Origin of the sequence: Sphingorhabdus sp., assembly GCF_041737645.1 — a bacterium.
Taxonomy (GTDB): domain Bacteria; phylum Pseudomonadota; class Alphaproteobacteria; order Sphingomonadales; family Sphingomonadaceae; genus Sphingorhabdus_B.
Window position 1 is genome coordinate 1 of sequence record NZ_JBGSRI010000062.1, and the last position, 14,234, is coordinate 14,234.

Sequence of the window (14,234 nt, forward strand, 5' to 3'; positions counted from 1 at the left end):
GGCCCGCGCCGATGCGGAAATCCGGGTCGCCGATGCCGCCCTCGCCACCGCCGCCGGACGGGTGGAGCGCGCCGAACGGGATGCCGCCCGTATCGCAGAAGAACGGGCGCGGCTTGGCGATGAAGCCGCACTTGCAGCCGCCAAACAAGATGCCGAGCAATCCGTTACCGCCTATCAACAGCAAACCGCCGACGGTTTGGCAGCAGTGGAAGCGGCCGAAGCCCGGCGCTCCAGCCTGATCGCACAGCGCGATTCGTCGCAAAGTGCTTTTGCCAGCGCCAAGGCTGAACTTGCGGCCTTATTGTCTGAACAAAGCGCGCTATCGCGGGCCTTGACCAGAAACAAGGGCGCGCAGGCTATCGACCATATCAAAGCCGCACCGGGATATGAGCGCGCACTTGCCGCCGCCTTGGGCGAAGACGTCAATGCAACAATTGGCGGCGAACAGGGACGCAGGTGGCTTGGTCGCCATGATGGATTGCCGTCAATATCGGGCACCAGATTGATCGACCATGTCGAAGCACCGGACGCGTTACGCGCCCGGCTTTCCATGATCCGCGTGGTCGATACCGATGATGGCGAAACGCTAAAACCCGGTGAACGGCTGGTGACCCGCGATGGCAAGATGCGCCGCTGGGACGGGTTTCTTGCCGATGACGACGGCGCCACGACTGCGGAACAGCTAATCCGTCAAAACCGTCTGGCGGAGCTGGAAGAGCAAATCCCGGTTGCCAAATCCGCCCTCTCTACACAATCCGAAGAAGCGGAAATGGTCGCGGCGCACATCACGCAGGCGCAAGAAAACTATCGCACGCTTTTGACGACACAACAAAGGCTTGATGGCGAACTTCGACAGGCTTTGCGGGCAACTGATCAAGCCGAAGACGCGCTGAACCGGCTGCATTATGCGCGCGCCGCCTTGCAAGAGCGTATCGTTGCGAGTGACCGGGATATTGCGACCGCAAACGCCGAATTGCAGGACGCACAGGACATAAGAGCGAAATTGCCAGCAGGCGACCTTAACGCAGAACTGGTCCGTAAGCTAACCGCCGAGAATGACGCAATGCGGCAATTTCTGGCGCGCAGTCAAGCCGACCTTTCGGCGCATGAACAGCATGTGGCCCAAATGCGCGAACGGCGTGCCGGAACGATGGCTGAGATACGCGGATGGCAGGACCGCGCCGGAGAGGCCGAGCGCCGGATTGCCGAAATGAACAAGCGCGCGGCCGAAATCGCACATGAGTTAGAGAATTTGGACGGGCGACCTGCCTTTTTGGAACAGGATATCGAGCGGCTGGACGCTGATCGGGCGAGCATCGCCGAAAAACTGGCCCAGTTGCAAGTCGCAGAAAGCAGCAGCGAAGCCGCGCTAAAATCGCTTGAAAGCGAATTGGCCGCCGCAGCCGAAGCCTTGTCGATTGCGCGTGAAGCCCGCGCAGGTGCCGAAGCGCGGGCCGAAAATCAGGATCAGCGGCGTATCGAGATGGGCCGCATCTCCGGCGAGCGCTTCGAATGCCCGCCCCCGGTTTTACCGGAGAAGCTGGAATTTGACGAAACCGAACTGGGCGATGCCGCAACGCAATCGACCCGTCTGGACCGCCTGCAACAGGAACGGGAACGGATCGGCCCTGTCAATTTGATTGCCGCCGATGAATTGGCCGAGCTGGAAGAACAGCAAGGCACGAGCCTGAAAGAAAGCGAAGAGCTTACGCAGGCCATCAACCAACTTCGTGGATCGATCGGCAGCCTGAACCGCGAAGGCCGCGCGCGATTGCTCAACGCCTTTGAAGCCGTCGACGGCCATTTCCGACGTCTCTTTTCAACCCTGTTCAACGGCGGGCAAGCCCATTTGGCCTTGATCGATAGCGATGACCCGCTGGAGGCAGGCCTCGAAATCTTCGCCCAGCCGCCGGGCAAAAAACTGCAGTCCTTGACCTTGCTGTCGGGTGGCGAACAAGCCCTGACGGCGGTCGCCCTGATTTTCGGTCTCTTCCTGACCAACCCGGCCCCCATCTGCGTGCTGGACGAAGTCGACGCGCCGCTCGACGACGCCAATATCGAACGCTTTTGTGACTTGCTCGACGCCATGACGAGGGAAACCGATACCCGTTATCTTATCGTCACGCACAATGCCGTGACGATGAGCCGTATGCACCGCCTGTTCGGGGTCACGATGGTGGAACAGGGCATCAGCCGTCTTGTTTCGGTTGACCTTGGTGGGGCGGAGCAATTACTGGCCGCCGAATGACTTTACACGGCCCCATCACCAACAGCTTCATTTCCCAGCGCCTGCGCCTCAATTATGTGGACTGGGGCAATGCGGACGCGCCACCGCTTTTGCTGGTGCATGGCGGGCGCGACCATGCACGCAGTTGGGACTGGGTTGCCGAAGAACTGCGCCACGACTGGCACATCATCGCGCCCGACCTGCGCGGCCATGGCGACAGCAGCTGGTCGCCCGACGGCAATTATGAAATGTCGGCTTTCGTTTATGATCTGGCCCAATTGGTGCACCAGCTAAATCTGGCCCCGGTGACGATGATCGCCCATTCCATGGGCGGGAATATCGCCACCCGTTACGCTGGTATCTACCCAGAGAATGTCCGCAAGCTCGTCAATATAGAGGGCCTGGGCATTTCACCGCAAATGCAGGCCGAACGTGACGCCATCGGTATCCAGAAGCGTTTCCGCCAATGGATCGAGGACAAGCGCAATGCCGCCGGCCGGACGCCGAAACGCTACCCCAATATCGAAGCCGCCTATGACCGGATGAAGGCGGAAAACAGCTATCTGACCGACGAGCAGGCCCGCCATCTGACAGTCCATGGCATCAGCCGGAACGAGGACGGCACATGGAGCTGGAAGTTCGACAATTACCTCAATATCTGGGCCATCTTCGATATGCCGCGCGAAGAATTGCTAAGCATCTGGCAGTCCATCACTTGCCCCATGTTGTTGCTCTATGGCGAAAAAAGCTGGGCCTCCAACCCGGCAAAAGATGGCCGGATCGCGCATTTCCCTACCGCCAAGGTCATCGAATATGAAAATGCCGGCCACTGGCTGCACCACGACCAGTTCGACCGATTCATGGCCGATGTGAAGGCGTTTCTTTGATCAGATCGAAAAAGGGACAGTCCCCAACAACCTCCTCTCCCCTTCAGGGGAGAGGTACGTAGTCTTATGGCTTTCGCCATTAGACGAAGTGGAGAGGGGGCGGTCGCGCGCGAACCTCACCGTTGAGGCCCCTCACCAACTGCGCCTAGGCCTGTCGGCCAAGGCTTCGTATCCTCTCCCCTGAAGGGGAGAGGTAGAGCGCTATTTTCCTCTCCCCTTCAGGGGAGAGGTACGTAGTCTTATGGCTTTAGCCATTAGACGGAGTGGTGAGGGGGAAGTCGCGCGAGAACCTCACTGTTGAGGCCCCTCACCAACTGCGCCTAGGCCTGTCGGCCAAGGCTTCGTATCCTCTCCCCTAAAGGGGAGAGGGGACTGTCCCCAACGCCTCCTACCCAATCATCGCCTTCAACGTCGCGACCTTATCCGCCTCTTCCGCAGGTTTATCACGCCGCAATCGGGATATCCGCGGAAAGCGCATTGCGATGCCCGACTTGTGCCGCTTGGATTCATGCACCGCGTCAAAGGCGACCTCCAACACCAGCGATTTTTCAACTTCGCGAACAGGTCCAAAACGGGCAACCGTGTTGGTGCGAACGAAACGGTCGAGCCATTTCAGCTCGTCATCGCTGAAACCGGAATAGGCCTTGCCGACCGGCAGCAAGGTGCCATCTTCCCCCCAGCAGCCAAAGGTATAATCGGAATAATAAGACGAACGTTTTCCGCTGCCCCGTTGCGCGTACATCATCACGCAATCGGCCACCAAGGGCTCGCGTTTCCATTTATACCACAGTCCTACTTTGCGCCCCGCCAGATAGGGCGCGTCCCGCCGTTTCAGCATCACGCCTTCAATCGCCACCTCGCGCGCTGCCCCACGCATTTCGGCGAGATGGTCGAAATCCCGCGCCTCGATCAGCACCGAAAGGTCAAAGCGCGCGGGGTCCAGACCCGCGACAAAATGTTCCAGCCGGTCCCGCCGCTGGGTCCACCCAAGGGCGCGCATATCTTCTGCACCGTCGAACAATATATCGTAGAGACGGACAAACACCGGATATTCAGCCTGCATGGCTGCCGTCACATTTTTGCGGCCCAGGCGCTGTTGCAGGGCATTGAAGCTTGCCGCCTCCCCACCTTGCACATCGCCGCGCACGAGCAATTCACCATCGACCACGCCGATGCCGGTAAATGCCGCTGCAATTTCGGGAAAGGCCCCCGTTACCTCGTCTCCGCCCCGGCTAAACAGACGGGTTTCGCCGCCGGTCGCAGCAATCTGGATACGGATGCCGTCCCATTTCCATTCGGCGACAAATTCCGAAAGGTCGACTATGCCGTCGGCCAACGGATGCGCCAACATGAAGGGCCGGAAAAAAGCACTGTCCGCAAGATCGGGCCGATCCGCGCGCCCCTCCCCCCAGGAAAATAGCTCGTCGTAAGGCGGACGCAGCGCGTGCCAGACCTCTTCGACGTCATCGACCGACAGGCCGAACGCTTGGGCGAAAGCCGTCTTGGCGAGCCGCGCCGATATGCCGACGCGCATCCCGCCCGTGGCCAGTTTCAACAACGCATAACGGCCATCGGTATCGAGCCTGTCCATCAATTCGGCCAAAACGGATGGCGCGCGCGCACGGCTTGTGGCGTTGAGCAGGTCGATCACCTCGGCAACGCTTGGCGGCGCTGCTCTTGCGGGCATATCGGGCCACATAAGCGCCACTGTCTCTGCGGTATCGCCAACATAGTCGCGGCTCATCCGGAACAGCAAAGGATCAAACCGTTCTTCGGCCATGGCGCGGATGGCGGCGGATTTGACGGTGGCGATGCTTAAAGTTCCGGCGAGTGCAGCCAGGGCCCACCCACGATCAGGATCGGGCGTCGCGCGCAGATAGTCGGCGATCAGGCGGATTTTCGCATCGCGCGACCGCGTGTATACCAGCGCATCGACAAGAGCGGCAAATGCCCGCATCAGCCTTCATCCTCATCTTCCCGCCCGACCAGATCAAGCGCGCGTGCTTTCAATTGGTGCAGTTCGCACCAGCGGCCCAGCGCATCGGTGCGGCCGTGGGTAATCCAGGTTTCCGAAGGACGCAGTTCCAGCAAGGTTTCCGTCAGTTCGTTCCAGTCGGCATGGTCCGATATCACCAATGGCAATTCGACGTTGCGCTGCCGCGCCCGTTGCCGCACGCGCATCCAGCCAGATGCCATCGCGGTTACCGGTTCCGGCAAACGGTGCGCCCAGCGATCGTTCAGCGCCGATGGCGGCGCCACCACAATGGCGCCCCGTAACTCGCCCTTTGCGAGGCCGGTGGCTAGGATCAACTCGCCCAAGGGTACGCCGTGCGCTTCATAGAGGTCACACATTTTCTGCATGGCGCCATGAATGTAGACCGGCGCGTCATAGCCCGCACGCCGCAGTTCGGCGATAACCCGCTGCGCCTTACCCAAAGCATAGGCCCCCACGACGACACAGCCATCGGGATGCGCGGCGCGGGCATCGAGCAGCTTGGCGATTTCGTCCTCAATAGGCGGGTGGTTGAACACCGGCAGGCCAAAAGTCGCCTCGGTAATCAGTACATCGCAGGCGACCGGTTCGAACGCCGCGCACGTCGGATCAGACCGTCGCTTATAGTCGCCGGTGACAATCACCCGCTCGCCTCCATGTTCCAGCAGGATCTGCGCCGAACCCAGCACATGCCCTGCGGGATGGAAACTGATCTTCACGCCATTGGTTTCGAAGCCATCGCCATAGGGCACAGGCGTCCCCATTTCGGTGCCGTAACGCAACGCCATGATCGCTAATGTTTCCGGCGTAGCCCAGACGGCGCCATGGCCGCTGCGCGCATGGTCGGCATGGCCGTGCGTCACCAGCGCCCGCGCCACCGCCTGCGACGGGTCGATCCACATATCGGCAGGCCGGACGTAAATACCGTGCGGATGCGGTTCTATCCAGTGCTGGGCGGCGGTGCGGGGGATCGGGCGTTCCTTTTTCTGATGGATATATGGTGGTGGCCGGCTGGAAATAAAACCGCGGAAGGCCCGGAAGGTTCACCTTGGTTCGGGCAATTTCTCAACACCGCTTTTACCCCTATGGATCCAACATAAAATGTGCGGCCCGTCGTACTTTCCTACATCAGGTATAGACGCGCCGACATAGCGAACATATACAGAACAAATGACCCAGTTACAAGTGACCGAAAAGCTCGCCATCTTGGCGGATGCCGCCAAATATGACGCGTCCTGTGCCTCATCCGGAACAGTTAAACGGTCCAGCTCCAAATCGGGCGGGATCGGTTCGACCGAGGGCATGGGTATCTGCCATGCCTATGCGCCGGATGGGCGGTGCATATCGCTGCTGAAGATATTGCTGACCAACAGCTGTATCTTTGACTGCCATTATTGCATCAACCGCAAAAGCTCCAACGTCCGGCGGGCGCGTTTTACGCCCAAGGAGGTCGTCGATCTGACGCTCAACTTCTACAAGCGCAATTATATCGAGGGGCTGTTCCTCTCGTCCGGCATCATCAAAAGTTCCAATTACACGATGGAGCAGATTGTCGAAGTCGCGCGCAGCTTGCGGGAGGACCATGACTTTCGCGGCTATATCCATCTGAAAACCATTCCCGATGCCGACCCCGAATTGCTGGAGGCGGCGGGGCGACACGCGGACCGTCTTTCGATCAATGTGGAATTGCCGACCCGCGAAGGGCTGAAACGCCTTGCCCCCGAAAAATCCGAAGAGCGGATCGAAGGCGCGATGGGCGGGCTGAAGACATCGATCCTCGATGGCCGCGATGCCAAAAAGAAATACCGCAGCGCCCCGAACTTCGCCCCGGCCGGGCAGTCGACGCAGATGATTGTCGGGGCCGATGCGGCGACCGACAGCGACATCGTGCGGCGCGCGAACGGGCTGTACGACCGCTTTGGCCTGCGCCGGGTTTATTACTCCGCGTTCAGCCCGATCCCGGACGCGAGCGCCGTCTTGCCGCTGAAGAGCCCGCCCTTGATGCGGGAGCACCGGCTTTACCAGTCCGATTGGCTGATGCGCTTTTACGGCTTTGCGCCGCAGGAAGTGGTGGATGCGGCGCAAGCGGATGGGATGTTACCTCTCGATATCGATCCGAAGCTTGCCTGGGCGTTGAAGCATCGCGGGCAGTTTCCGGTCGACGTCAATCGCGCGCCCAAGGAAATGCTGTGGCGGGTGCCGGGGCTGGGGACCAAGGCGGTCAAAGCCATCCTCAAGGCCCGCCGCTGGCGTCGGTTGCGGCTTGAAGATGTCGGGCGGCTGACGGTGTCCATCGCCAAAATCCGGCCCTTCCTGATTGCGGATGGCTGGACCCCGGGGGCGCTGACCGATCTGGAACATTTGCGGGCCAGCGTTGCGCCCAAGACGGAGCAGTTGGAGCTGTTCGCATGATTACGGCGCGGATATCGGCGGAGGATGATTTTGAAGGTTGGCGCAACCAGTGCCGTGGGCTGATGCGTCTGGGCGCGCCGCCGGCGGATGTCGTCTGGCAGGTGGGCGAGCAGCGCACAGACCTGTTCGCCAGCCCTGAAGCCAACATAGAGGCTGCCCCGATCGGCGTGCCCGAAGGCTTTGCCGAGCTGGCGCGGTCGGTTATCTGCCATTCGGACCCGGAGCGCTTTGCTTTGCTCTACCAGTTGCTGATCGACCTCAAGGCCCGGCGGCGGCACATGGGGGACAAGGCAGATCCCCTGATCCGCAAGCTGGAGATGATGGCGAAGAATGTTCGCCGCGACATCCACAAAATGCGCGCTTTTCTGAGGTTTCGGCGGGTCGAGGAGGCCGAGGGCGAGGAGCATTTCGTGGCCTGGTTCGAGCCCGAACACCACATCGTCCGCACCAACGCCGCCTTCTTCGTCCGCCGCTTTGCCGGGATGAAATGGTCGATTCTGACCCCTCAACTCTCGATCCACTGGGACCGCAAAAAGCTGCTCGAAGCTTCAGCCACGTCAAAAACCGACGCCCCGACCGAAGATACTATCGAAGAACAATGGAAGACCTACTACAGCTCCATCTTCAATCCGGCCCGGCTCAAAGTGAACGCCATGCTGAAAGAAATGCCTAAGAAATACTGGCACAATATGCCGGAAACAGCGCTGGTGACTGAACTGATCCAGTCGGCGCGCAACCGCGAAGTTGCGATGATCGAAAAGGATATCGTGCCGTCGGTTGCCGACACGCTGGCCACCCTGCACGCCAAAGCCAATCGCTGCCGCCGATGCCCCCTTAACGGCCCCGCCACACAACTGGTCTATGGCGAAGGTCCGGCCGATGCCCGACTGATGTTTGTTGGAGAACAGCCCGGCGATCAGGAAGATCGGGCTGGTCGCCCTTTTGTCGGACCCGCAGGGCAGTTACTGGATGCGATCTTGGCCGAAGCGGGTGTGGACCGGACGCAGGCCTATATGACCAACGCAGTCAAACATTTCAAATTCCGGCCCGAGGGCAAAAGGCGCATCCATGAACGGCCTAATGTCGGCGAGATCAACCACTGTCGCTGGTGGCTTAAACGCGAAATCGAACTGGTGAAGCCTAATCTGATCGTCGCGCTCGGCGCAACGGCAGCGCGCAGCCTGACCGGACGATCCTTGGCCGTTACCTCTAATCGCGGACAGTTGTTCGAAAGCCTGGAGGGTACGCCGGTCCTCGTCACCATCCACCCCAGCTATCTTCTGCGCCTTCCCGACGCAGAGACTTCAGAACGAGAGCGGGCGCTCTTCGTGGCGGATCTGCAGAACGCACGGAAGCGCGTATACCAATGACGACCGGCAGCCTTTACACCGCCTTCAAATGGAACAGCAGGCACGTCTCTGGCTTGGCATGGGGCAGTTGCATTCCCGCATACATCAGCGCGGCCCCGCTAAACACCGCGCCTGCTCCCGCAAGATCAAGTTTCTCAATCAGGGACGGTGCTTTAACCGCCTGCCATCCCTCGGGCCAAATGAGGGTGAGATGATAGTTGCGCGCCGGATCAAGGCCCGCAAATTGCAACCGGCCCGGCAAAACGTGCTGGTCACCGGTCATATAGCTGAACGAAAAAAGCGCTTCCGACTTATCGCGCGCCACAACGCCACTGGCCAGATGATAGGAGGCGGTGTCTAGGCGGTAGATTTCGCCATCATGCAACAAGTTGCGGTGCTGTTTGTGCAAAGCAATGGCGGATTTGAGCTGGACAAGATCAGCCTCCCGCTCGGTCAGCAGGTTCAGTTCCAAACCCATATGCCCCATCAACGCCGTTGCCGAGCGCATCGCCATGGAAATGCGGCGCCCCGTAACATGGCAATGGGCTGGCCCGACATGGCAGCCCAAAATCTCCGGTGGCAAAAAGAAGCTCGCGCCGCGCTGGATACTCTGTCGGTCCAGCGCGTCATTGCTGTCGGAGGTCCATACCCGGTCGCTATGTGCCAAGACACCCATATCGGCCCGCGCGCCACCCGACGAACAGCTTTCTATTTCGACATGTGGATGGGCGGCGCGGACACGATCCAGCAGCGCATAGAGCGCACGCACCTGCGCCACCGCACGCACCGCGCCATCCACGCCGCCGGGGTGACTGAGATCGCGGTTCATATCCCATTTGATGTAGCGAATGTCATGGTCCCGCAAAACCGCGCCGATCCGTTCAAACAGATAATCCGCCACTTCGGGCCGGCTAATGTCGAGCACATATTGGGTGCGGAAGGGAACTTGATCGACACCCTCTGCGCCCAACACCCAGTCCGGATGTGTTCGAAAGAGATCACTGTCCGGATTGACCATTTCCGGTTCGAACCAGATCCCCATTTCCATACCCAAGCCGGTAACGTGGTCGACAAGCGGCCCTAGTCCTTCTGGATACACATCGCCCGAAACGACCCAATCCCCCAATCCGGCGAGGTCATTCCGGCGTGCACCGAACCAGCCGTCGTCCAGCACAAAGCGCTCGACACCCAAAGCCGCGGCCCTTGTCGCAAGTTCTTTTAGTCGATCGCTATCATGATCGAAATACACGGCCTCCCACGTATTATAATGAACCGGCCTTGGCTTGGCGCGCATTTCAGCACGGAGCAATTTGGCGCGAACATGCGCGTGGAATTTTCTGCTCAACGCACTGAAACCCTGTGCGCTGTAGGCACCAACTATTTCGGGACTGGCATAGCTTTCGCCGGGTGCCAAACGGACTTCCCCGGGGAACAGGAGTGCCCCCAAGCTGGCAAGCACGCGTCCATCGGTCAACGTATCAACACGCAGGCGGTGATTCCCGCTCCACGCCAGATGCAAGCCATAGACCTCGCCGGCACTTTCGTTGGTGTCGGCCGTCGCGAGCAAAAGGGCGGGGTAGCTAAAATGCGAAGTGCGTCCGCTGCGGTTCTCGCGCAGATAGCTTCCCGAGGTTCGGGCAATACGTTCCCTGCCAAATTCCTGCGTCCATCGTCCGGTAAAACCGACAATGTCCTTCATGTTTTGCGGAAGTTCAAAGCACGCCGTTACCATCTCGTTCAGGTCAAGCGTTGTCGATCCATAATTCGTCAATGTGGACGCGATGCGAAGGACGCCGGTTTCGGGGTCAAAATCGATATAGTATTCAAGCCCCAATCGGGTCTGCTCGTCACGGCAAATTATTGTCGCGCCCTGTGGCAAGACCTCGACCTTGGCAACGCGAAACAGGCTGCCCCAATCCTTACCATCGCGATGCGCAGCCAAACCCTGTACCATAGGATGTCCAAGCCCCGCCTCCATTGCCAGCGACACAGGCAGCGCAACGTCCGCAACTCCGTGCATTCCCTGACGCGACGAGAGCCGCTCAATCTCGTCACCCGACACAGCCTCGCCACGCGCGGGGCCCCAATAGAGCAGCGACGGTGGCGTTCCAATTTCACAGGAAAACAGAACCATGCTGCCTTCGGAATCAAGGCGAAGATATTGCAAGTGACTCTCCTGCATTGCGATCGGCGTTTATACCAATTTTTGAATTGTTTGATTGTCTTTTCGGGCTGCGTGTCTAGTTTCGCACTTGGCAAAAAAGCGCAAGTCCGAACTTGCGTAAAAAAGTCAGACGGGAGCGGAAATGTTTGAAACCACGAATAGTGCGGGCCAGATTGCCATATTTGTCGCACTAACCTTGTTAATCGCCGCCCTGACATATTGGAAAGTGCACGGAAAAGGTGCCAGCCGCACAGAGGATGCCGGCTCAACGAAAGAGGTTTTCCTTGCAGGCGGCGGACTGACTTGGCTTTTTGTCGCTGGGTCAATTACGTTGACCAACCTGTCCACCGAACAGTTAGTCGGGATGAACGGCAACCAGATGTTGTTGCTCGCATGGTGGGAAATTTCGGGTTTTGTCGGCCTGATGATCTTGGCCTATGTTTTTGTTCCAATCTATTATCGCAACAAGTGCACCACAGTGACCGAACTGCTCGAACGGCGCTATAAAGGCGGCAGTATCCGCACCGTCATTTCGGCATTATTCCTGCTCGGCAATATCCTGATCTACCTTCCTGCTGCGCTCTATTCCGGAAGTCTTTTCCTCAAATCCATGTTTGGGGTTGAATGGTCCTTATTGTGGTTCGCCGCGCCAATGGCGATCATTGCCGCGATTTATACCATCACCGGCGGACTGAGGGCAGTTGCGGTTATGGATACTTATTCGGGCATTGGGGTGTTGGCGATTGCGTTTCTGGTCGTCGTCCTTGCATTGGCGGCGGTGGGCTTTGATCTCTCGACGGTGCCCGCCGAACGCACTTCGATGATTGGCAGCATAACGTCGCCCATCCCTTTCCATTCCCTGTTTACCGGCATGATCTTTATCCAGATCTTCTATTGGTCCACGAACCAGAACATCACCCAAAAGGCCATGACAGCGCCCACAGTGAAAGAAGCGCAAAAGGGTGTGCTTGCCGCCGCAGTGGTTCGCATCCTAATTATCCCTGCCATCGTCGTTATTCCGGGCGTTGTGGCCTATAAACTGTTCGGAAGCCTGGGCGATGCCGCTTACGGCAAGCTGGTCGCCCACGTCCTGCCGGGCTGGATGTCGGGCGCCTTTGCCGCGATGATGATGGCCGCCGTGATTGCCCATACCAGTGCGATCCTGAACAGTTCTGTAGCTCTCTATTCAATCGACTTTCACGACAAGTTCATCCGTCCGGTCGCCAATCATTGGCGTTTGGCGGCGATTGTTTCAGTTGTTTTGACGGTCACATCCATCTTGCTTGTTCCCGTTTTTGAAAATGCGAAAAGTATCATCAACCTGTTGCAGCAACTGAACGGTCTTTCTTCCATGCCCATCTTATCGGCTTTTATCACTGGGCTGCTATTTAGGAATATGGATGCCCGCGCCGCAATCGCCGGCTTGGTTTGGGGCGTTGCCTTATATGCGTTCCATAATTTCATTCTTTATGTTCCCGACACGCTATATGCAGGGGAAACATTTTATCAGCATATCGGCATTGGCTGGCTGCATTATATTGATGTCATGGCTATAGTGCTGGTGACATGTGTAGTGATGGCGCTGGCCGTTAACCGGTTCCTGTTCGGTAACAGGGCCGTTTTCATCTGGAGCAAGGAGGGACGCCGTCTTGCGGCGCTTGAAGCATGAGCAAAAAAATATTGGTCATTGATGAAGGGACAACATCCACCCGCGCAATGCTGTTCGCGGCCAGTGGCGAAGCGCTGGGCAATTGCCAGCGGCCGTTGACGCAATATTATCCGGCACCCGGCCTTGTGGAACATGATGCCGAGGAAATCTGGAACTTAACGCTCGAATGTGCGCGCGAAATGGTCGCCAAGGCCGGCGGATCTGAACAAATCGCAGGCATCGGCATTACCAATCAACGCGAAACCATCGTGTTCTGGGACGCGCGAAGTGGAAAGCCCCTCGCCCCGGCCATCGTATGGCAAGACCGGCGGACCGCCGATATGTGCATGGCGTTACGCGAACGTGGCGAGGAACCGGTTGTTCAGGCGAAAACCGGCCTGTTGCTTGATCCTTATTTTTCGGGCTCGAAAATCGGCTGGGCGCTGGCCAATTGGCCGCAACTGGACGAGGCCGGCGCATATCTGCGGGTCGGCACCATCGAAAGCTATCTTGTCTTTCGCCTGACCGGCGGCGCGCATATCAGCGACGCCAGCAACGCATCACGCACCGCATTGATGGCAATTGGCAGCGGCGGCTGGGATGATGGCCTTACCGACCTGTTTGGGGTCCCTCGCGAAATCTTGCCCGAAATCACCGACTGTTCTGGCGATCTTGGCAAGACTGCAGCAGAACTTTTCGGAAGTCCCATCCCCATCACCGGAATGGCCGGTGACCAGCAAGCGGCAACAATTGGCCAAGGTTGTTTCGAAATCGGTCAAACCAAAGCGACTTTTGGAACCGGCGCATTTGTTTTGACGCAAACAGGAACCACGTTGCGGCAGTCGAAGCACCGCCTGCTTTCGACCGTTTTATACCAGATCGGCGGCGAACGGCATTATGCGCTTGAAGGATCGGTCTTTGTCGCCGGCAGCTTGGTACAATGGTTGCGCGATGATTTGGGATTGATCGAAAGTGCAGCGGAAACCGAGCCCTTGGCGCGAAGTGTACCGAATAATGGCGGGGTCTATCTTGTTCCGGCGCTATCCGGCCTTGGTGCCCCTCATTGGCAGCCCAACGCTCGGGGCACGATAGCGGGCTTAAGCTTTTCAGCCAAAAAGGCGCATATCGCGCGCGCCGCGTTGGAGGCGATGGCCCACCAGACGAATGATCTAAAAACCGCCTTTGCCGCCGACGGGGCAGACTGGGCCGAACTTAGGATTGATGGCGGCATGGTCGCCAATGACTGGATGGCCCAGGATCTGGCGGACATTCTTGACATAGATGTCGAGCGGCCTGCTTTTATCGAAACAACAGCGTTGGGGGCTGCGATGCTTTCGTCCGTAGGGGCCGGTCTATATCCGTCACTCGAAGCAGCGGCGGTTATGCGCGGTGGGGTCACACGATTTACGCCCAAACTGGCCATGGCTGATCGTCAGTCACGTCTTGTCGGCTGGGCCGACGCGCTTTCAAGAGTTTTGCAATAGCCGCCCGGCAAATAACCCAAAAGTTTACGGCATTTTAACCATCCTTGGGCAATGTAGCGCAGACTGAAAA

General features: G+C 58.6%; 8 protein-coding genes and 1 pseudogene. 6 read left to right on the forward strand and 3 right to left on the reverse strand.

What is annotated here, in order from left to right; translation table 11 throughout:
- Together ACEW72_RS11645 and ACEW72_RS11650 are read left to right on the forward strand one after the other, a co-directional pair.
- A pseudogene (locus tag ACEW72_RS11645) lies at positions 1-2,248 on the forward strand (chromosome segregation protein); the annotation flags it as partial.
- The gene (locus tag ACEW72_RS11650; protein ID WP_373476555.1) at positions 2,245-3,114 is read left to right on the forward strand and encodes an alpha/beta fold hydrolase; all 870 of its coding nucleotides are present in this window, start codon (positions 2,245-2,247) and stop codon (positions 3,112-3,114) included. The pseudogene ACEW72_RS11645 and the gene ACEW72_RS11650, both read left to right, overlap by 4 nt.
- A gap of 388 nt (positions 3,115-3,502) precedes the next feature.
- Here the strand turns inward: ACEW72_RS11650 and ACEW72_RS11655 are convergent, their stop codons facing one another.
- On the reverse strand, positions 3,503-5,071 hold the full coding sequence (locus tag ACEW72_RS11655) for a cisplatin damage response ATP-dependent DNA ligase (RefSeq protein WP_373476556.1): 1,569 nt from the start codon (positions 5,069-5,071) through the stop codon (positions 3,503-3,505).
- Positions 5,071-6,078 carry a ligase-associated DNA damage response exonuclease gene (locus tag ACEW72_RS11660; protein WP_373476594.1) on the reverse strand — a complete coding sequence of 336 codons (1,008 nt, stop codon included), beginning with the start codon at positions 6,076-6,078 and terminating at the stop codon, positions 5,071-5,073. Before ACEW72_RS11660 ends, ACEW72_RS11655 begins: the two co-directional genes overlap by 1 nt.
- Positions 6,079-6,277: 199 nt before the next feature.
- Between ACEW72_RS11660 and ACEW72_RS11665 the strand changes: the two genes are divergently transcribed.
- Both ACEW72_RS11665 and ACEW72_RS11670 read left to right on the forward strand, forming a co-directional pair.
- Positions 6,278-7,519: a putative DNA modification/repair radical SAM protein gene (locus ACEW72_RS11665; RefSeq protein WP_373476557.1), complete on the forward strand. Its 1,242-nt coding sequence runs from the start codon at positions 6,278-6,280 to the stop codon at positions 7,517-7,519.
- Positions 7,516-8,889 (forward strand): UdgX family uracil-DNA binding protein, encoded by a 1,374-nt coding sequence (locus tag ACEW72_RS11670; protein ID WP_373476558.1) that lies wholly within the window; start codon positions 7,516-7,518, stop codon positions 8,887-8,889. Before ACEW72_RS11665 ends, ACEW72_RS11670 begins: the two co-directional genes overlap by 4 nt.
- Before the next feature lie 13 nt (positions 8,890-8,902).
- Here ACEW72_RS11670 and ACEW72_RS11675 read toward each other — a convergent pair whose 3' ends face one another.
- Complete coding sequence (locus ACEW72_RS11675) at positions 8,903-11,035, reverse strand: alpha-galactosidase (protein WP_373476559.1); 2,133 nt, start codon at positions 11,033-11,035, stop codon at positions 8,903-8,905.
- Positions 11,036-11,174: 139 nt separating this feature from the next.
- Between ACEW72_RS11675 and ACEW72_RS11680 the strand changes: the two genes are divergently transcribed.
- Positions 11,175-12,701 carry a sodium/solute symporter gene (locus ACEW72_RS11680; RefSeq protein WP_373476560.1) on the forward strand — a complete coding sequence of 509 codons (1,527 nt, stop codon included), beginning with the start codon at positions 11,175-11,177 and terminating at the stop codon, positions 12,699-12,701.
- A complete protein-coding gene (locus ACEW72_RS11685; RefSeq protein WP_373476561.1) occupies positions 12,698-14,164 on the forward strand; it encodes a glycerol kinase in 1,467 nt (488 codons plus the stop codon). The genes ACEW72_RS11680 and ACEW72_RS11685 overlap by 4 nt, the downstream gene beginning before the upstream one ends.
- Positions 14,165-14,234 lie beyond the last annotated feature (70 nt).

Coding starts and splice junctions, on each gene's coding strand:
- ACEW72_RS11650 (WP_373476555.1), top strand. CDS start 2,245: ATGACTTTACACGGCCCCATCACCAACAGCTTCATTTCCCAGCGCCTG.
- ACEW72_RS11655 (WP_373476556.1), bottom strand. CDS start 5,071: ATGCGGGCATTTGCCGCTCTTGTCGATGCGCTGGTATACACGCGGTCG.
- ACEW72_RS11665 (WP_373476557.1), top strand. CDS start 6,278: ATGACCCAGTTACAAGTGACCGAAAAGCTCGCCATCTTGGCGGATGCC.
- ACEW72_RS11670 (WP_373476558.1), top strand. CDS start 7,516: ATGATTACGGCGCGGATATCGGCGGAGGATGATTTTGAAGGTTGGCGC.
- ACEW72_RS11680 (WP_373476560.1), top strand. CDS start 11,175: ATGTTTGAAACCACGAATAGTGCGGGCCAGATTGCCATATTTGTCGCA.
- ACEW72_RS11685 (WP_373476561.1), top strand. CDS start 12,698: ATGAGCAAAAAAATATTGGTCATTGATGAAGGGACAACATCCACCCGC.